Source organism: Poseidonocella sp. HB161398 (assembly GCF_005870025.1).
In the GTDB taxonomy this organism is placed as follows: domain Bacteria; phylum Pseudomonadota; class Alphaproteobacteria; order Rhodobacterales; family Rhodobacteraceae; genus Mangrovicoccus.
In genome coordinates, this window is record NZ_VATA01000024.1 from 47,831 (window position 1) to 66,583 (window position 18,753).

The following is an 18,753-nucleotide window of genomic DNA, read 5'->3' on the forward strand; positions in this document are numbered from 1 at the left end:
AAACTCCCGACCTAGCGAGAGCCGCTCGGGCAATTCCGGACTTGGCTGGCTGTCCCTTTGCCGACGGCAGGTGATCCCCGCCGCGCCGGTGGAGCCACCGCTCGCCAAGGCGATAGCGACCGTTCTCCTGGACGCCGGGCGGAGGGGGGCGCTTGCGCAGGTGCCATTCCCCGGCAGTGCGGACCTTGATCTCCGGCCCTGACCCGCTCCGTTCCGCCGCCGACCTCAATGTCGCGCAGAGGGCGCGGCGGTGCGGATTCGGCCCGAACCGGACGCGCCATGCGGATTGGTCTTCGGCGAAACGTCAGGCCAAATTTCATCCTCAAGCTTGGACGGAGCAGATTGGCGCGGCCCCGGGAGTGCCTGCGGGCAAGCGCTGTCCGTATCGGCTTGGCTCGGCAGCGCATCTCGGGATCGCACCAGATGCTGGCCGGCCGGTGGTCCGAAAGCGCCATGCTGTCACTTGACCGGTGCGTCCTGCGGCAGGGCGTGGGAGAGCGCGGCGGCACGCGCCATGACCGGTAGCGCTGATTCCACGGGAAGATCTCTTTCTCAGCTGATATGCGACTTCGCTTGGCAGGGCGCTACCTGACAGCCCGTCGGCCTCTTAGCGCCGCGTGTGCCGGTTCCGCGGCTGCCCGGAGAGGGGCGGGACCGGGCGGCGCCCTGCAAGCTGGTTGGAATAGGTCCGCGCGGCGGGATGGCCGTCCGAGGCCGAGGCAGGCACCGGCCGATGGCGGCCCTCGGGGTCCGGCATCCGGGGCAGCGACCGCTCAGGCCGCGGGCGGCCCCTTGCGCAGGAGAAGCCGAAGGCCCTCCGCGGTCTCTTCACCCGACAGGAACTCGTGCCCCGCCTGGGCGCAGAAATGCGGCAGGTCGATGGCCGCCATCGGGTCGTCGGCGAGAAGGCACAGAACCTGGCCGGGCGCCAGCGCCTCCAGCCGCTTGCGCGCGCGCAGGACCGGCAGCGGGCAGCGCAGTCCCAGGGCGTCCACGGTGAGATCGGGCGGGGGCAGCTTGCTCATGCCCCTGCGCTAGCGCCCCGTGTTTCGGAATTCCACATGAATGTGACGCCGCGCTCCGTGACCTTTTCGCGATTTCCCCCTAGACCTGTCGCATGTTCGGAATCGAGATCATCGACGCGGCGCTGCTGCCTGCCATTTTCGCCTCGGCCATCGCCGGCATGGTGTCCTTCCTGTCGCCCTGCGTGCTGCCGATCGTGCCGCCCTACCTGGCCTACATGTCCGGTGTCTCGGTCGGCGAGTTCGGCCAGGCGCGCGGGCGGGTGATCCTGGCGGCGCTGTTCTTCGTGCTGGGGCTCTCGACGGTCTTCCTCTTCCTCGGCTTCACCGCCTCGGCCTTCGGCGCCTTCTTCCTGCAGAACCAGCAGATCTTCTCGACCATCGCCGGGATCATCGTCATGGTCTTCGGCCTGCATTTCCTCGGCATCCTGCGGATGCCCTTCCTCAACCGCGAATTCCGGGTCGAGGCGGGGGACCGCGGCGGCTCGGCGCTTGGCGCCTATGCGCTGGGGCTGGCCTTCGCCTTCGGCTGGACGCCCTGCATCGGGCCGCAGCTCGGCGCGATCCTGTCGCTGGCGGCCTCCGAGGCCTCGATCTCGCGCGGGACGATCCTGCTCGGGGTCTATGCGCTGGGGCTCGGCATCCCGTTCCTGCTGGTCGCGGCCTTCCTGGGCCCGCAGAGCGGCGTTCTGACCTGGATGAAACGGCACATGGAGCAGATCGAGCGGGTCATGGGCCTGCTCCTCTGGACGGTCGGGCTGATGATGCTCACGGGGCAGTTCAGCGCCTTCTCCTTCTGGCTTCTCGAGACCTTCCCGGGCCTCGCGCTCCTGGGCTAGCGCATGGCCCGCGGGCGGGTCCGGCGCCGGCTGGTTTTCTTCCTGCCGGGATTCGATCCGAACCCGCCCAGGCGCTACCGCGAGCTCTTCCGCCGCGAGGCGCCGCGCCAGGCGGCGATCGCGGGCTATGCCCTGGAGATGCTGCCGGGTGCCGGCCCTGACCGCTGGCAGGCGCGCTTCGCGGAGGACGGCGCGGCGACCCTGACCGAATTCCGCCTGCTCGACTGGTCCGATCTGGTGCGTCCGGAAATGGCCACCGGCTGGCGCGTGCTGGCGGGACGCAGCCTGCGGATCCTCCGCGCCTATCTGGGCAGCGGCACGGCCGGGCGGCTGTGGCGGCTGCGGCGGGGGCCGGTCCTCGCCTGCCTCTGGCCGATCGCCGTGCTGATGCTCAGGGCGCTCCTGCTGGCGCTTTTCGCGGCGGCGGCCTGCCGGATCCTCGGCCTCTGGACCGGGCTGGCGCTTTCCGCGCTGGCGATCTGGGCCGAGGCGCGGCTTTTCGCGCGGGCCGACCGGCGGCTCTATGTCTCCTACCTCCTGGCCGACATCCATTACTGGTGCCGGGATGGCGGGGCGATGGACCCGCAGCTGTCCGCCCGGCTCGACGGTTTCGCCGCGGAGATCGCGGCCGCGGAAGGCGAGGCCGACGAGATGCTGCTGATCGGCCATTCCTCCGGCGCGGGGCTGGCGGTCTCGCTGGCGGCGCGGCTGCCGCGGGCGGCGCGCCCGGCGCTCCTGACGCTCGGCCAGTCTGTGCCGATGGTCGCGCTCCTGCCGGGGGCGGAGGAGCTGCGGCGGGATCTGGCGGAGGTTGCGGCGGGCGGCACGCCCTGGGTCGATGTCACCGCGCCGGGCGATCCCTGCTGCTTCGCGCTCTGCGATCCGGCGGCGACGGAGGGGGCAGGGCCCGGTCCGCTGATCCTTTCGGCCGCCTATTCGCGGAGCCTCTCGGCGGCTACGCTGAAGGCCATGAGGCTCCGTTTCTTCCGCCGCCACCACCAGTATCTCTGCGCCTTCGACGATCCTTCGGGCTTCGACTATTTCCGCACGGCCTGCGGGCCGCAGACCTTGGCAGAGACCTTCGCGGGTCGCGGGAACTCGCCGGGGCGGCGCGGCGCGGAGGCGGGCGGGTGACCGGGCTGCCGCCGAAGCCCGACGGGCGGGGCGGGCGGATCGGCGCGCTGCGCTTCCTGCGGCTCCTGCGCCGCGACATCCTCTCGGCCCAGTCGCCGCGGCTCTACCGTGCCAAGATGGCCGAATTCCGCACGCCCTTCTTCCGCTCCTATGTGATCAACGACCCGGGGCTGATCCGCACCGTGCTGCAGGAGCGGCCCGGCGACTTCCCGAAATCACCGCACCTGGCCGGGGCGCTGGGGCCGCTCCTGGGCAACGGGCTGTTCCTGTCCGAGGGGGCCGACTGGGCGCGGCAGGCGCGGATGGTGGCGCCCCTGCTGGAGATCGAGCCCCGCCGCGCGCTGCCGCATCTCCACTGGGCGGGGCAGGCGGCGCTGGCGCGGCTGGAGGCGCGTGCCGACCGGGCCGCGCCGGTGGCGCTCGAAGGCTTCGCCCGCCACCTGACCGCGGATGTGATGTTCCGGCTGATGTTCTCCCGCCCCGTGGCCGGTGAGGAGGCGCGGCAGCTGCTCGCGGTCTTCGACGCCTACCAGGCGAGCGCGCCGCTGGTGTCGCTGGCAGCGGTCTTTCCCGGGCTGCGCGGGCGCTGGCCGGCGGTGAAGCCCGCCACGCGGGCGGCGGCGCGCGAGCTGCGCAAGATGGTGGCCCGGCTGGTGGCGCGCCATCGCGCCGCCTGGGTGAAGGGGCAGCCGCCGGGCGATCTGGTCGGGCGCTTCCTCGCCGCAACCGATCCGGAGACCGGGCAGCCGATGGAGAAGGTGGAACTGGTCGACCAGGCGGTGACGCTGCTTCTTGCGGGGCACGAGACCTCGGCCGCGGCGCTGTCCTGGGTGCTCTACCTGCTGGCGCTGCACCCGGCGGAGCAGGCGGCGATCGCCGAGGAGGCCGAGGCGGCGCTCTCGGCCGGGCCGGTGGACCATGCGGTTCTGTCGCGGCTCGAACGGGCGCGGGCGGTGGCGCGCGAGGGGCTGCGGCTCTATCCGCCGCTGCCGATGCTGCTGCGCCAGACGGCGCAGCCCGAGCAGTTCCGCGGACGGGCGATTCCGCAGGGGGCGCAGATCGTGCTGTCGCCCTGGCATCTGCAGCGGCACGAGGCGCATTGGCCCGATCCGGACGCCTTCCGTCCCGGGCGCTGGCGCGATCCCGCCCAGGCGGCGGCGCGGCGGGATGCCTGGATGCCCTTCGGCGCGGGGCCGCGCGCCTGTCCCGGCGCCGGGCTCGCTATGGCGGAGCTGGTGCTGCTGACGGCGATGATCTGCCGCGACTGGGTGCTGCGCCCGGCAGGCCCCGCGCCGCGGCCGATGGCGCGGCTGACCCTGCGCGGCCAGCCGCCCTTGATGGCGGTGGTTACGCCCCGCCGCCGAAGTGACGGGACATGAGCGCCACGAGCTCGGGATCCTTCACCATCGTCTCGGGGAAGCGGAAGCGGTTCGCCTTCCAGCCGGTGGAGCAGGCGCGGCAATGGACCAGCCGGAAGCTGCCCTGGCTGGTGAAGAGGTTCTGCAGGATGCCGCCGATCTGGTGGACTGCCCAGCCGAAGGTGCGGCTCATCGCGCCGCGGGGCGCCATGCACCATTTGCGGTTGCACTTGCGGTCGGGCTCGGCGCGCCAGACATGGGCGCCCTGCGGCGCGGGCCCGTCGGTGCCCTCGGCCGGATAGGCCCAGCTGCCCTGGATTGTCACCATGCCCAGCGGATGGCCCGCGGCCATGTCGAAGACCGAGGCGCCCTCGGGGCCGCGCACCAGCTCGTCGATATCGATCGAGAGCACCGCGCGGGCGCGGTCGAGCGCGTCGCGCCGCGCCAGGTTCAGCATCGCCGACTGGAAGAAGCGCGGCGAGACGTCGAACCGGCCGGACTTGTCGGCAGGGCCATAGGGGAAGGGCGCGGAATAGACCACGACGCGCTTCAGCCCGGTGCCGGCGAAGGCCGCGGCCAGCGCCTCCAGCGTGTAGTCGGTCGAGCCGTTGTCGAAGAGCGCCACCGCCTCGGCGCCATGGTCGGCGGCATGGAACTTCGCCCAGTTGGCGATCCAGTCGAGCCGGTTGTTCTTCGACACCGCGACCAGCGCGTTCATCCCGGCGAATTCCGCCGCCAGCCCCGGACGCGGGGCGATCTCGACGGTCTCGCCCGCGATCTCCAGCGTCAGCCGGCCCTTGGGCGCCTTCAGGAAGGCCTGCTCGCAGCGCAGCCAGGTGACCCGGCGCAGCCGTCCCGCGGGCCTGCCATCGAGGCGCAGCCCGCTGCGGAACGGCTTCCACAGGTTGAGGAAGCGCGGCGCGGTGAAGAGATAGCCCTGCTGCTCCTCGAGATAGACGCAGTCGTAGAAGACGGTGCGGTCGTCGTATGCCTGCAGGTAGTAGTCGCTGCGCCGCTCGGGCGGGCGGGTGAAGTTGCGCCGCAGCGCCGCCGTCTCGGGAAGGCGGTAGCCGCTGAGCGGGACGACGGTGACGATGGGGTCAGTCATGGGGTAGCCAGGTCCTGAAATAGTCGGCCAGGTCGGGATCGGCCGCGGTCTCCTCGGGGATCCGGTGGCGGGTGTCCTTCCAGCCGGTCGTGGTGGCGCGGCAATGCAGCAGCTCGGCGCCGGGCACGGCATGGGCAACGGATTTCAGCCGCTCGCCGATGAAATGGACCGACCAGCCGAAGCGGCTGAGCAGCCCGTTGGGCCGGGCGCACCATTTCTGGTTGCAGCGGGCGTTGGGGATGGCGCGGCGGACATGGAGGTGCTGCGGCGCGGGCAGCTCCGCCTCGGGATCGGGATAGACCCAGGAGCCGTGCACCTTGGCCATGCCGTGCCAGCTTTCCGAGGCCAGGTCGAAGATCGAGCGGTCGCCGGGCGTGCGGATGATCTCGTCGATATCGACATTCAGCACCGCGCGCGCCTGCGCCCCCATGTCCCGCCGCATCAGGTTGAGCAGCGAGGGCTGCAGCAGGATGCCGCTGCGGCGCCCGTCCGGGCTGCGCAGGGTGATCCCGTAGGGGAAGGGCACCTGGTAGACCGCGACCGCCTTCAGCCCGGCGGCCAGGGCGGTCTCGGCAATGGCCTCGGGCGGGTAGGCCTCGGACCCGTTGTCGAAGAAGACCAGCGCCTCCAGCCCGTGGGCGCGGACATAGAAGTCGAGCCATTCGCGGATCCAGGGCAGCGGATTGTCCCGGCTCAGCGTCACCAGCGTGTTGAGCCCGGCAAATTCCGCGGCCGGGCTCTCGCGCAGCCGCACCGGCCGGTCGATCTGGCCCAGGCGGAAGCGCAGCGCGCCGGGGCGGCGGCGGAAGGTCAGGAGCTCGGTCGCGGGCAGGCGCTGGCGCGAGAACAGCCGCGCCGGGCTGCCGTCCTCCCAGGAAAAGCCGCGGCGGAGCCCGTCCCAGAGGTTGAAGGCGGCCGGCGCGGTCACGAGAACGTGCTTCGGGCCGAGCGCGACGGCGTCATAGAAAAGCGTCCGGTCGTCATAGCGGGCCAGGTAATCGGCACTCTGCTGCTCGGGCGGCACGATCGGATCGCGGCGCAGGGGGCCGTCTGCGGGCAGGGACAGCCCCTCCAGCCGGTCGATCAGCACGAAGCTCATGCGCCGGGCTCCGCCGGGAACTCGGCCTGCATCAGCGCCTCCAGCTCGGGATTGCGGGCCAGGCCCTCGGGCATGGCGAAGCGCGTGCCGGTGCCCTTCCAGCCGGTCGAGGTGCCGCGGCAATGGATGAAGGCCAGGTCGCGGCGTGGCGGCAGCAGCCGGAAGAGCTCGCCGCCGACATGGTGGACGAACCAGCCGGCGCGGCTGATCGGGCCGCGCGGCCTTGCGCACCATTTCGGGTTGGAGCGCTTGGGCGCGGCGGGCTGCCAGACATGGAAGCGGTGGCCGCAGGGCGCCGGGTCGTCCTCGCCGGGATAGGCCCAGCTGCCCGGCAGGTGCACCGCGCCGAGCAGGCTGCGGCAGGCGGCATCGAACACGGTCGCCTTGCCCCGGCGCAGCACGATCTCGTCGATATCGGCATTCAGCACGGCACGGGCGGAGCGCAGGACGTCGGTGCGCGCCAGGTTCAAAAGCGCAGGCTGCAGGAATTTCGGCCGGACCTCGAAGCCCTTGCCGCTGTCGCGCGGGCCGTAGGGATAGTCGGCCTTCAGCACGGCCGTGGCCTTCAGCCCGGGCACGGCGGCGATTTCCGCAGCCAGCGTCTCGGGCGCGTAGGCGGTGGAGCCGTTGTCGTAGATCACCGCCGCTTCCAGCCCGTGGCTGCGGACCAGGTGGCCCAGCCAGTCGCGGATCCAGCCGATCTCGTTGTCGCGGTTCATCGTCACCACGGCATTCAGCCCGGCGAAGCGGTCGGAGATGTCGGGGCGGGGGGCGATGCGCCAGCCGCCGGGCCAGTCGAGCGAGACCGTGCCGCGCGGCGCCTCGATGGCGACCTGCTCGTATTTCCCGGACCAGTGCCGCGACAGGCCCCGGACGGGCTCGCCGTCGAGTCTCAGGCGGTCGCGGAATTCCGGCCAGAGATTGAGGAAGCGGGGGGCCGTGAACAGGTAGCGGCCCTCCGCCTTGTGATAGACGCAGTCATAGAACAGCGTCCGCCGGTCATAGCGTTCGAGATAGTGCTCGCTCTGGCGCGGCGGCTTGCGCACGTGCTGGCGGCGGAGCTCCGATTTCTCGGGCAGGACCGCGCCGGCGAGACTGAGGCAGAGGGGTTCGGGCATCGCTAGGTTCCGGACAGCTTCGCCTCCGGGGTTCAGCAAGTTTCCCGCCCTCATGCAAGGGCGTTATTTCCCGGCGCGATCTCGATAGTGCTTCAGGATGAACAGGCGCAGCGCAGATGCAAGCCCCATCTGGTTGCCGCGCATCTCGTCGATCTCGGCTGCGAGGGCATTGACGGCCTGCCGCCGCTCTGCCGCGATCTCCTGGAAGGCCGACCAGAAATCATCTTCGAGGGAAACGCTTGTCCGGTGCCCTTTCAGCGTCAAGGATCTCTTTTTCGGACGACTACTCATACTTCGTGCTTCTCCTTCGGCGGCTTCCCCGGCAGCCGGGGTGGCTGTGTGAACGGGCATTGGCCATGATTTTGCATGGGCTTGCTCCCATTATCCAGAATTAGGGCGAAACTGCGTTTCGGCCAATTCTTCAGCCGCTCGTCGTCCAGGTGTCCTGTCTTGCCCGGGAACTTCCATCCATGTCTCCGTTCCGGCCGGTCCCAGGTTGTCTGCCGCCGCTCCGGCGCGCTTGGGCGCCAGCAACTTCATCCCGATGCAGGCATATACGATAACTTGCCGGCTGTTTTTAAGCCAAACCTTGCCAAATGGTAAAAAATTTGTTTCCGAACGGGCAATCTTTCCAATTTGAAATGAATTGTTTCCGTAGGGGCACTGACTGCCCGGGATTCGCGCATAAATTGAGTGCGGCCATGCCTGGGGGGCGATTCAGGCCTCTGGGTCGTGCTCGCGCTGATGGCCGTCGAGGCCGCGCTTGCTGCGCTCGGCGTCGTCGCGCTCGCGGGCCTTTTCGGCCTTGCTGCGGCCGAAGCGCGCGGCATTCTGGTCGGCCTGGCGCCGCGCCTCCTCGCGCTGGCGGGTCTTGCGGTACTTCGAAAGGCTGATGGGCTTGTCTGCCATGGAACTGCTCCGGAAAGTTCGAGCCGAGAGTATCATGAAACGCAAAAGGGGCGCGGCTGTTCCGCCGCGCCCCTCTTTGTTCCCGGTCCGGGGACGATGTCAGTCCTTGGGGCCGATCATCTGCTCGGGACGGACGACCGCGTCGAAGGTCGCCTCGTCGACGAAGCCGAGCGCGATGGCCTCTTCCTTCAGCGTGGTGCCGTTCTTGTGCGCGGTCTTGGCGACCTTGGTGGCGTTGTCGTAGCCGATGGTCGGCGCAAGCGCGGTGACGAGCATCAGCGACTCCTTCATCAGCTTGTCGATCCGCGCCACGTTGGCCTGGGTGCCGACGACCATGTTGTCGGTGAAGGCCGAGGCCGAGTCGCCCAGCAGCTGCATCGACTGCAGCACGTTGTAGGACATCATCGGGTTGTAGACGTTCAGCTCGAAATGGCCCTGCGAGCCCGCGAAGCCGACGGCCGCGTCATTGCCCATGACATGCGCGCAGACCATGGTCAGCGCCTCGGCCTGGGTCGGGTTGACCTTGCCCGGCATGATCGAGGAGCCCGGCTCGTTCTCCGGCAGGATCAGCTCGCCGAGGCCCGAGCGCGGACCCGAGCCCAGGAGGCGCATGTCGTTGGCGATCTTGAAGAGCGACGCCGCGACGGTCTTCAGCGCGCCCGAGAACATCACCATCGCGTCATGCGCGGCCAGGGCCTCGAACTTGTTCGGCGCAGTGACGAAGGGCAGGCCGGTGATCTCGGCCATGTTGCCCGCGACCATCTCGGCCCAGCCCTTCTTGGTGTTAAGCCCGGTGCCGACGGCGGTGCCGCCCTGCGCCAGCTCGTAGATGTCGCCCAGGCAGGCCTCGACGCGCTCGATGCCCTTCTTGACCTGGTGGGCGTAGCCCGAGAACTCCTGGCCCAGGGTCAGCGGGGTCGCGTCCTGGGTGTGGGTCCGGCCGATCTTGATGATGTCCTTGAACTCGTTGGACTTCGCTTCCAGCGCGCCGTGCAGCTTGTGCAGCCCCGGCAGCAGGACGTCGCGCGCCTGCATGGCGATGGCGACATGCATCGCGGTCGGGAAGGTGTCGTTCGAGGACTGCCCCATGTTGCAGTGGTCATTGGGGTGGACCGGCGATTTCGACGCCATCTGCCCGCCCAGCATCTCGATCGCGCGGTTCGAGATCACCTCGTTGGCGTTCATGTTCGACTGGGTGCCCGAGCCGGTCTGCCAGACGACCAGCGGGAAGTTGTCGTCGAACTTGCCCTCGACGACCTCGCCGGCGGCGGCGATGATCGCGTCGGCGATCTCCGCCTCCATCGCGCCCAGCTGCTTGTTGGCCATGGCGCAGGCCTTCTTGACCACGCCGAGCGCGCGGATGATCGGCACCGGCTGCTTTTCCCAGCCGATCGGGAAGTTCATGATCGAGCGCTGCGTCTGCGCGCCCCAGTACTTGTCGGCGGGAACTTCGAGCGGACCGAAGCTGTCGGTCTCGGTACGGGTGTCGGTCATGGAACATCCTCCGTTTCATGCGTCGCAAGCGGAATAGCGCTGCATGCCGACGCATGCAATCGCCCCGCAGGCCCGAATTGCCGCATCCAGAGCGGTTAACGGAGGGATGCCATGATGTTAGCGCCCGAAGCGGGCGCCGCTACTTGCGGAAGCTGTCGAGGCTGACCACTTCGGCGTCGCCGCGCGGCTTGTCCTCGGGCTCGGGCTCGACATCCTCGGCCATCGGCGCGTCCTCGTCGTCCTCCTCGTCTTCGTCTTCCATCTCGGTGGTTTCGAAGCGCAGGCCGAATTCGACCGAGGGGTCCACGAAGGTGCGGATCGCGGTGTAGGGGATGGCGAGCTCTTCCGGCTGGTCGCCGAAATTGAGCGTGATGCGGAATCCGTCCTCGTCCACGACCAGGTTGTCGTACCAGTGCTGGATGACGATGGTCATTTCCGACGGGTAGAGATCAAGGAGCCAATCGGCCACTTCGACCCCGTCGCATTTGGTGTCGAAGGTGATGAAGAAATGGTGCTCTCCCGGCAGGCCGTGATCGGCGATGTCGCCGAGAACCTGACGGATCAGTCCGCGCATCGCGCGGTGCATCATATTTCCATAGTCGATGGTGCGGGCCATGATGTCTCTCGCTTTCTTACCCGTCTAACCGAATGCCGCGGCGATTGAAAAGGGGAGGATCGCGCGAATTGCCGCAACATCAGGTTAACAGATCCGGTATCGCTGCCGCGGCCGCCGAAATGGCGAGAACCGGGCCGATCGCCTGCTTGGCTCTTAGCATGAGGAAGCCGGCGAAAAATGCAAGCGCCACGGCAAGTAGGCGGATCGAGCCGGGCTCCGGCAGCATCAGCGTGACCGGTCCGAAGGCGATGGGCGCCTGTTCTGCGAAGAAGACATGCAGCGCGAACCAGACGGAGAGGTTGAGGATCACGCCGCAGACTGCCGCCGTCACCGCCCGCAGCGCGCCGGAAAGCCGCGGCTGCGCCGCGATCCGCTCGACATAGGGGGCGCCGGCGAAGATCCACAGGAAGCAGGGCACGAAGGTCACCCAGAGCGCCATCGCCCCGGCTGCCAGCGCCAGACCCCAGCCTCCGGCATTGCCGCCCGCGACCATGGCGGCGAATTGCGTCACCAGGATCAGCGGCCCCGGCGTCGTTTCGGCGAGGCCGAGCCCGTCCATCATCTGCGCGGCAGTGATCCAGCCATGCTCCGCCACCAGCGCCTGCGCCATGTAGGCCAGCACCGCATAGGCGCCGCCGAAGGTGACGACGGCGAGCTTCGAGAAGAAGAGGGCGATCGCGGCGAGGAATTCCCAGCCCATCGCCCGGGCCAGCAGCACCGGCGCCGCCCAGAGCCCGCCCCAGACGGCCAGCACCGGCAGGAGCCGTGCGCGGGCCGGGGGCGGCGGCGCGGCCCCGCCCGGGGCTGCGCTATACGGAGCGGCGAGCGCGCCGTATAGCGCAGCCCCTGCCACGATCAGCGGAAAGGGCAGGGAGAAGACGAAGATGCCGAGAAAGGAGAGCCCGGCGATGATCCAGCGCGCCGGCGTGCCGAGCGCCTTCTGTCCCAGCCGCACGAGCGCCTGCAGCACGATCGCGACCACCGCCGCCTGGATGCCGAGGAACATCGAATCAACCAGCGGCAGCGCGCCCCAGGCCAGATATGCCAGCGCCAGCACCGCCATCACCGCCGCGCCCGGCGCCACGAAGAGCCCGCCGCCGATCAGCCCGCCGCGCCAGCCCTTCAGCCGCCAGCCGCAATAGGTGGCAAGCTGCATCGCCTCGGGTCCGGGCAGCAGCATGCAGAAGCTGAGCGAGGACAGGAACTGCGCCTCGCCCAGCCAGCCGCGGTCTTCCACCAGCTCGCGGTGCATTACCGCAATCTGCGCGGCCGGGCCGCCGAAGGAGTGGATGCCGATCCGCCAGAAAGCGGAGACGAGCTCCCGGTACTCTGCCACGCGCCTGCCCCCCGCCGACCGCCGATGGCTCCGGCATGGCGCAGCGGGCGGGCGGCTGGCAAGCGCCAGGGTGCCGCGGGCTCAGCGTCCGGGGGCGGGCAGATCCTCGGCGAGCGGCCAGTAGAAATCCGGCGGCAGCCCGGCATCGGCGCGCTTTTCCTCGTTGAAGGGCGGCTTCAGCGCGCCGTGGAAGTATTTCCGCACCAGCGCGTGGAAGGTCTCCTTCGGGTCGAGCTCGCCGCGGCCGCAGAGGAAGTTGAACCATTTCGAGCCATAGGCGACATGGCCGACTTCTTCTGCATAGATCACCCCGAGCGCCTCGACCGCGCTTTTCATCCCGGCCTTCTTGAAGACCTCGATCATGCCCGGCGTGACATCGAGCCCGCGCGCCTCGAGCACCATCGGCACGACCGAGAGGCGGCCCATGAAGTCGTCCACCGTGTCCTCGGCCGCGCGCCACATCCCGGCATGGGCGGGCAGCTCGCCATAGAAGCTGCCGAGCTCTTCGAGGCAGCCGCAGACCAGGCGGAAATGCTTGGATTCCTCGTCCGCCGATTTCACCCAGTCGTCATAGAAGCCGATCGGCATCTTCACATGGGCGAAGCGCGGGATGATGTCCCAGTGCAGGTCGACCGCGTTCAGCTCGATATGCGCGACCGCATGCAGGAGCGCCTTGCGCCCCGCCTCGCTGCCCGGCCGGCGCCGCGGCACGTCCTTCGGCGGCAAGAGCTCGGGGCGTCCGGGCCGCGCCGGGCGCAGCGGCGCCTCGGCCCGGCCGATCTCGATCGGCGTCCCGGCCTCGCGCGCGGCGAACCAGCGGGCGGCATAGTCGCGCGATTTCGCGGTCTTCTCCATCGGGTCGGCGGTGGTCAGCACGTCCACGGCCATTTCGGCAAGCGTCTGGGTCATGGCGCAGTCTCTTGCAGGAAAGGCAGCACTGCGGCAAGGGCGGCCCCGGCATCCTCGAGCTGCGGCAGATGGCCGAGCCCGGGCAGGGGTGCCAGCGGCACGCCCATCGCCTGCGCCAGCGCGGCGCCGCGCTCCAGCGGGATCCAGGGATCGTCCTCGCCCCAGAAGACCCGCACCGGGCAGCGGCAGGCGCCGAAGGCGGGCTCGATCTCGGCGGTGAAGGCCTCGTCGGCCTGGGCGAATTGCGCGTAGAAGCTGTGGCGCCCGGCCTCGCCGAGCCAGGGCCGGGCCAGCATTGCGGCATCGCCCGCGGGCAGGGGCCGCGCCAGCGCGCCGCCGATATAGGCCTCGACGATGGCGGCATGGATATGCGGCGGCACGCCCTGGAAGGCCTCGACATGGCGGCCGACATGGTCGAAGAACGCCGAGCCCCAGGGCCGCATCGCCACCACGTTCATCAGCGCCAGGCCCGACAGTTCCACCCCGTGCAGCAGATGCGCGCGCAGCACCGTGGCGCCGCCCATGTCATGCGCCCAGACCAGCGGCCGGTCGAGCCCCCAATGCGCGGCCATCTCGGCGAAGACCCGCCCCTGGACATCGAGCCCGGTCGGCTGGCCCGCGCGCATCTCCGAGCAGCCATAGCCCGGCATGTCATAGAGATGCACGGTGAACTGTCGCGCCAGCGCGGGCAGGACCCGGTGCCAGGATTGCGACGACCAGGGCCAGCCATGGGCCAGCACCAGCGCCGGACCGCGGCCCAGACGGGCCGTGGCCAGGGTGCCGGCGGAAGTCCGCCACCGCTCGGGCAGCGCGACCGGCAGGTCTCCGCTCACAGCGCCTTCGCCGCCTCGAGCACCGCTTCGGCATGGCCGGGCACCTTCACCTTGCGCCAGACCTGGGCGATCTTGCCGTCGCCGCCGACCAGGAAGGTGGCGCGCTCGATCCCCATGTATTTCTTGCCGTACATGGATTTCTCGACCCAGACGCCATAGGCCTCGCAGACGGCGCCATCCTCGTCGGACAGCAGCTGCACGCCCAGCTCGTGCTTGGCGCGGAACTTGGCATGCTTGGCCACGGTGTCCTTCGAGATCCCCATCACCTTGATGCCGGCCGCCGCGAAGTCGGGCATCAGCCCGGTGAAGGCGATGGCCTCCTTGGTGCAGCCGCTGGTATCGTCCTTCGGATAGAAGTAGATCACCACGGGCGCCGGCCGTTCGGCCGAAAGCGTGACATCCTCTCCGCCATCCTGTGGCAACGTGAAATCCGGTGCGGTATCGCCGGTCTCTGGCATTGTCGGTCCTCGCAACTGATAATCGTCCCAAGTTCTAGGTGAATCGAGGCAGAATCCAACCCCATGCATCCCCGCCAGCACCAGCATCTGAGCGGCACGGCCCGCAAGCGGCGGCTTCACGCCCGTCTGCTGAAGATCGCGGGCCGGATCGTGCAGACCGGGGTGATCCTCGGAACGGTGGCGGTGGCCGGGGCGGCGGTGATGGCGATGGTGGCGCAGAAGCGGCCGCTGCCGGTCGGCCCCTGGATCGAGCGGGTGGCGGGCGACCGGCTGCAGGACCGGCTGGCGGCGCAGGGCCTCTCGGCGGTGATCGGCGATTTCGACGTGATGCTGCGCCCGGGCCTCGTGCCGGTGGCCGAGCTGCGCGGGCTGGCGCTCTACCGCCGCGGCGAGAGCGAGCCGCTGGTCAGCCTCGCCTCGGCGACGCTGGTGATCGACCGCGGGTCGCTGCTGTGCGCCGAGCTGCTGCCGCGCGCGCTGCGGCTCGACGGGCTGACGGCGGTGCTGGCGGTCTCGGGCGGGGGCGTGCGGCTGGGCGCGGACCGGGCGACGATTCTCGAAGCGGTGCAGAAGCCCGGCGAGGCGCTGGCGCAGCTCGGCACGATCCTCGACCGGCCGGTCTTCTCGGAGCTGTCCGAGATCGGCATCTCCGGCATCGACCTGCGGGTCGAGGACCGGGTGAACGGCTGGGCCTGGCACAACCGCGACGGAGATCTGCGGATCGGGCGGCAGGGCAGCGCCCTGGCGCTGGGACTGCGGCTGGCGGGGCCGGGGGACGGCGACGCGCCGGGGACGCTGGCGCTGACCGTCTCGGCGGATATGCGGCAGGGCACCGGGCAGCTGCGCTTCGCCGCGCGCGGCCTCTCGCCCGCGCAGCTCCTGCCGGGCGAGGGCAGCGGGCTGGCCGCCGCGGCCGAGCCGCTGGCGGATCTGCCGGTCTCGCTCGATCTCGCCGCCGATCTGCGCGCCGACGGCTCGCTGGCGCCGCTGCGCGGCCGCGTGGTGCTGGGCGACGGCACGGTGCGGCTCGGCAAGGCCGGCGTGGCCGAGGTGGAGGGCGGCGGCGCCGATCTGGTGCTCGATCTAGACAGCAGCATGCTGATGGTCGACCGGCTGCGCTTCGACAGCGACCGGCTGAGCCTTTCGGGCGCGCTGCGGCTGACGCCCGAAGTGACCCCCTCGGGCGCGGTATCGGCGGTGACGGCGCAGGCCTCGCTCGAAGGGCTCGCGCTCGACATGCCGGGGCTTCTCGCCGCGCCTGTCGAGGCGCCGCATGTCGAGGCCGGGCTGCGCTATGATTTCGCGGATCGCGCGCTCGAGCTCGGGCCGAGCTGGCTGGTCCTGCCCGAGGCGGCGCTGCGGGTGACGGGCGGCCTGGAATGGCGCGACCCGGCGCATTGCACCCGGCCCGCCGAGCCCAGCCGCAAGCTTTTGCCCGACTGCATGCGCCTGCAGCTCGACGCCGCGGCCGATGTGCTCGACCTGGCGACGGTGGAGGCGCTCTGGCCGCCCTCGGTCTCGCCGCCGACGCGCAAATGGGCGATGGAGAACGTGCATGACGGCGAGGTCACCGCGGCGCGGCTGTCGCTGCGGATGGGCGATACCGGCAAGCCCGATACCGCGCTGACCTTCCACTTCGACGGGACCGCGCTGACCGCCGACCAGGGGGTGCCGGATCTGGCCGCGGCGTCGGGCTTCTTCTCGCTGCAGGATCACGGGCTGGCGGTGGCGCTCGACCGGGCCGAGATGACGGCGCCCGATGGCGGGACCGTGGCGGTCGGGCCGGGGCGGCTCGGCAAGTCCGACACCTCCGACAAGTCTGCGCCCCTCTTGGTGGCGGGCCATGCCGAGGCCTCTGCGGGCAGTGCGCTGTCGATGCTGAGCCTGCCGCGGCTGACCGGCGGCACGACCGCCACGCTGCCGATGGCGCCGGAGGAGGTCTCGGGCGCGGTCACGCTCGATCTGGCGCTCGAGGTGCCGATGGGGCCGGACCGGGCCGAGCGAAAGCTCGATTTCAGCGCCACCGGCCGGATCGCCGACGCTGCGACCTCGGCGCTGGTGAAGGGGCGCGAGGTTGCGACGCCGGGGCTCGACCTGGCGCTCGACCGCGAGGCGGTGACTATCTCCGGCCCGGCGACGCTCGACGGCTTCCCCGCGCAGGTCGCCTGGAGCCGTCCGCTGGGCCAGGGCGCGGTCGCCAGCGAGCTGCGCTTCGAGGCGCCGCTCAACGCAGAGCTGCTTGCCCATATCGGCCTGCCGGTCACCGGCCGCGAGGTCACCGGCACCGGCCGCGCCACGGGGCAGGTGGAGCTTGCGCCGGGCCAGCCCGCGGCGCTGTCGCTGACGGCCGATCTCGGCGGGATGGGCCTGTCGCTGCCCTCGCTCGGCTGGTCGAAATCCGCCGGGCGGGCGGCCTCGCTGTCGCTTGCCGGGCGGCTCGGCCCGGCGCCGTCCTTCGACCGGCTCTCGATCGATGCGCCGGGGCTTGCGGGCGAGGGGCGGCTGGCGCTGGCCGAGGGCGGCGGGCTGTCGGAACTGGCCTTCTCGCGGCTGCGCTTCGGCGGCTGGCTCGACTCGGGGCTGACCCTGCGCCCGGGCGGCGGCGGCAAGGTGGCGCTGTCGCTCTCGGGCGGCTCGGTCGATCTGGCCGGGCTGCCCAGGGGGCGGGGCGGCGGCTCGGGCGGCGCGGCGGCCGGGCCGGTGACGCTGGAGGGGATGCGGATCCGCGCCTCGCAGAAGCTGGCGCTCGAGGGCGCTTCGGGCACGGTGGATCTGGCGGGCGGCGTCTCGGGGCAGGTGACCGGCCGGGTCAATGGCGGCACGCCGGTCCAGGTCGCGCTGACCGCCGCCTCGCCCGGGCCGCGCATCCGGGTGCGCTCCGCGGATGCGGGCCATGCGCTGCGCGACGCGGGCTTCTTCGCCAAGGCCTCGGGCGGGACGCTGGATCTGACGCTCGACCCGACCGGCGCGACGGGCAGCTACCGCGGCGACCTGGAGATCGAGGGGCTGACCGTCACCGACGCCCCGGCCGCCGCCAGCATCCTCTCGGCGATCTCGGTGGTCGGCCTGGCCGAGCAGGCCGGGGAGGGCGGGCTGTTTTTCGGCCAGGTGGATGCAGAGTTCCTCTTGACGCCGGAGCGCGTGGTTGTGAGCCAAGCAGCCGCGACGGGACCGAGTCTCGGCCTGTCGATCGACGGAGCGCTGGATCTGGAACGCAAGACGATGAACATGCAGGGCGTGATATCGCCATTCTATTTCGTGAACCGCGTCGGCGCCGGGATGACCCGGCGCGGCGAGGGGCTGGTGGGGATCACCTTCACCATGACGGGGCCGTTCGACGCGCCCAAGGTGCGGGCCAACCCGCTGTCGATCCTGGCGCCGGGCGTGTTCCGGGAACTTTTCCGCCGCGAGCCGCCGAAGATCGGAGAGACGAAATGAAGCTGGCCGATTTCGACTTCGAGCTGCCCGAGGACCGCATCGCCACCCGTCCGGCGCGCCCGCGCAGCGCGGCGAAGCTGCTGCTGGTCGAGGGGCAGGAGGCGCCGTTCCGCGATCTCCATGTCGGCGACCTGCCGGATCTCTTCCGCCCGGGCGACCGGCTGGTGCTGAACAACACCAAGGTCCTGCCCTCGCGGCTGTCGGGGCTGCGCCACCGCGCCAGCGACAGCGGCACGGGCCAGGCCCGGATCGAGGTGACGCTGCTCGACCCGCAGCCGGGCGGCGAGATCTGGACCGCGCTGGTCAAGCCCCTGCGCAAGCTGCGCGACGGCGAGGCGGTGGAGTTCGGCGAGGGCGTGCGCGCGGTGATGCTCGATCGCGACGAGACCGGCATGGCGCGGGTCCGGCTGGAGCATGGCGAGGAGACCGTCGAGGAGGCCCTGGCCAAGGTCGGCGCGATGCCGCTGCCGCCCTATATCGCCGCCAAGCGCGCCGCGGACGAGCAGGACCGCACCGACTACCAGACCGTCTTCGCCCGCCATTCGGGCGCGGTGGCGGCGCCGACGGCGAGCCTGCATTTCGACCAGCCGCTGCTGGAAGCGATCCGCGCGAAGGGCGTCGAGTTCACCGAAGTGACGCTGCATGTGGGGGCGGGCACCTTCCTGCCGGTCAAGGTCGACGACCCGGCCCAGCACCGGATGCATGCCGAATGGGGCGAGGTCAGCGAGGCCGCGGCGGCCGAGATCCGCGCCACGAAGGCGGCGGGCGGGCGGGTCATCCCGGTCGGGACCACGGCGCTGCGGCTGATCGAGAGCGCGGCGCGCGCGACCGGCGAGGTGCGGCCCTTCGCGGAGAAGACCGACATCTTCATCTATCCCGGCTTCGAGTTCCGCGCGGCCGACGGGCTGATGACGAATTTCCACCTGCCGAAATCGACGCTGATGATGCTGGTTTCGGCGCTGATGGGGCGCGAGCGGATGCTTTCTGCCTATGCGCATGCCATCGCCTCGGGATACCGTTTCTTCAGCTACGGAGATGCCTCGCTGCTGCTGCCGTCAACCGGGGGCTAACCTCGGCCGGCT

The 18,753-nt window shown here is 70.5% G+C and carries 17 protein-coding genes; 5 read left to right on the forward strand and 12 right to left on the reverse strand.

What is annotated here, in order from left to right; translation table 11 throughout:
* Positions 1 to 773: 773 nt before the first annotated feature.
* Positions 774 to 1,025, reverse strand: a complete 252-nt coding sequence (locus tag FGX59_RS18895) for a sulfurtransferase TusA family protein (RefSeq protein ID WP_138468690.1) — start codon at positions 1,023 to 1,025, stop codon at positions 774 to 776.
* A 92-nt stretch (positions 1,026 to 1,117) separates the two neighbouring features.
* Between FGX59_RS18895 and FGX59_RS18900 the strand changes: the two genes are divergently transcribed.
* The 3 genes from FGX59_RS18900 to FGX59_RS18910 are packed head-to-tail and all read left to right on the forward strand — an operon-like array spanning position 1,118 to position 4,374.
* Positions 1,118 to 1,861, forward strand: coding sequence for a cytochrome c biogenesis CcdA family protein (locus FGX59_RS18900; RefSeq protein WP_138468691.1), 744 nt, complete (start codon positions 1,118 to 1,120; stop codon positions 1,859 to 1,861).
* A 3-nt stretch (positions 1,862 to 1,864) separates the two neighbouring features.
* Complete coding sequence (locus tag FGX59_RS18905) at positions 1,865 to 2,995, forward strand: hypothetical protein (RefSeq protein WP_138468692.1); 1,131 nt, start codon at positions 1,865 to 1,867, stop codon at positions 2,993 to 2,995.
* Positions 2,992 to 4,374, forward strand: a complete 1,383-nt coding sequence (locus tag FGX59_RS18910; protein WP_240722567.1) for a cytochrome P450 — start codon at positions 2,992 to 2,994, stop codon at positions 4,372 to 4,374. The genes FGX59_RS18905 and FGX59_RS18910 overlap by 4 nt, the downstream gene beginning before the upstream one ends.
* On the opposite strand, the gene FGX59_RS18915 is transcribed toward FGX59_RS18910, so the two are convergent.
* The 11 genes from FGX59_RS18915 to bcp form a co-directional block, all read right to left on the reverse strand.
* Positions 4,343 to 5,461, reverse strand: coding sequence for a hypothetical protein (locus tag FGX59_RS18915; protein WP_138468693.1), 1,119 nt, complete (start codon positions 5,459 to 5,461; stop codon positions 4,343 to 4,345). The two genes, FGX59_RS18910 and FGX59_RS18915, sit on opposite strands and share 32 nt — an antisense overlap.
* Entirely contained in the window at positions 5,454 to 6,560 is a 1,107-nt protein-coding gene (locus tag FGX59_RS18920) for a hypothetical protein (protein WP_138468694.1), read from the reverse strand. Before FGX59_RS18920 ends, FGX59_RS18915 begins: the two co-directional genes overlap by 8 nt.
* Positions 6,557 to 7,678 carry a hypothetical protein gene (locus FGX59_RS18925; protein WP_138468695.1) on the reverse strand — a complete coding sequence of 374 codons (1,122 nt, stop codon included), beginning with the start codon at positions 7,676 to 7,678 and terminating at the stop codon, positions 6,557 to 6,559. The genes FGX59_RS18920 and FGX59_RS18925 overlap by 4 nt, the downstream gene beginning before the upstream one ends.
* Before the next feature lie 63 nt (positions 7,679 to 7,741).
* On the reverse strand, positions 7,742 to 7,969 hold the full coding sequence (locus FGX59_RS18930) for a ribbon-helix-helix domain-containing protein (RefSeq protein ID WP_138468696.1): 228 nt from the start codon (positions 7,967 to 7,969) through the stop codon (positions 7,742 to 7,744).
* A gap of 426 nt (positions 7,970 to 8,395) precedes the next feature.
* Positions 8,396 to 8,587 carry a DUF4169 family protein gene (locus FGX59_RS18935; protein ID WP_138468697.1) on the reverse strand — a complete coding sequence of 64 codons (192 nt, stop codon included), beginning with the start codon at positions 8,585 to 8,587 and terminating at the stop codon, positions 8,396 to 8,398.
* Between the two features lie 99 nt (positions 8,588 to 8,686).
* Entirely contained in the window at positions 8,687 to 10,081 is a 1,395-nt protein-coding gene (gene fumC / locus FGX59_RS18940) for a class II fumarate hydratase (RefSeq protein WP_138468698.1), read from the reverse strand.
* 139 nt (positions 10,082 to 10,220) lie between these two features.
* The gene (locus FGX59_RS18945) at positions 10,221 to 10,697 is read right to left on the reverse strand and encodes an SspB family protein (RefSeq protein ID WP_138468699.1); all 477 of its coding nucleotides are present in this window, start codon (positions 10,695 to 10,697) and stop codon (positions 10,221 to 10,223) included.
* Between the two features lie 79 nt (positions 10,698 to 10,776).
* Positions 10,777 to 12,033 carry a chromate efflux transporter gene (gene chrA, locus FGX59_RS18950; protein ID WP_138468700.1) on the reverse strand — a complete coding sequence of 419 codons (1,257 nt, stop codon included), beginning with the start codon at positions 12,031 to 12,033 and terminating at the stop codon, positions 10,777 to 10,779.
* Positions 12,034 to 12,114: 81 nt separating this feature from the next.
* On the reverse strand, positions 12,115 to 12,942 hold the full coding sequence (locus FGX59_RS18955; RefSeq protein ID WP_138468701.1) for a ferritin-like domain-containing protein: 828 nt from the start codon (positions 12,940 to 12,942) through the stop codon (positions 12,115 to 12,117).
* Positions 12,939 to 13,775: an alpha/beta fold hydrolase gene (locus FGX59_RS18960; protein ID WP_240722568.1), complete on the reverse strand. Its 837-nt coding sequence runs from the start codon at positions 13,773 to 13,775 to the stop codon at positions 12,939 to 12,941. Before FGX59_RS18960 ends, FGX59_RS18955 begins: the two co-directional genes overlap by 4 nt.
* Positions 13,772 to 14,233 (reverse strand): thioredoxin-dependent thiol peroxidase, encoded by a 462-nt coding sequence (bcp, locus tag FGX59_RS18965; RefSeq protein WP_138468702.1) that lies wholly within the window; start codon positions 14,231 to 14,233, stop codon positions 13,772 to 13,774. Before bcp ends, FGX59_RS18960 begins: the two co-directional genes overlap by 4 nt.
* Positions 14,234 to 14,296: 63 nt before the next feature.
* Between bcp and FGX59_RS18970 the strand changes: the two genes are divergently transcribed.
* Together FGX59_RS18970 and queA are read left to right on the forward strand one after the other, a co-directional pair.
* A complete protein-coding gene (locus FGX59_RS18970) occupies positions 14,297 to 17,671 on the forward strand; it encodes an AsmA-like C-terminal region-containing protein (protein ID WP_138468703.1) in 3,375 nt (1,124 codons plus the stop codon).
* Positions 17,668 to 18,741 (forward strand): tRNA preQ1(34) S-adenosylmethionine ribosyltransferase-isomerase QueA, encoded by a 1,074-nt coding sequence (queA, locus tag FGX59_RS18975; protein WP_138468704.1) that lies wholly within the window; start codon positions 17,668 to 17,670, stop codon positions 18,739 to 18,741. Before FGX59_RS18970 ends, queA begins: the two co-directional genes overlap by 4 nt.
* Positions 18,742 to 18,753 lie beyond the last annotated feature (12 nt).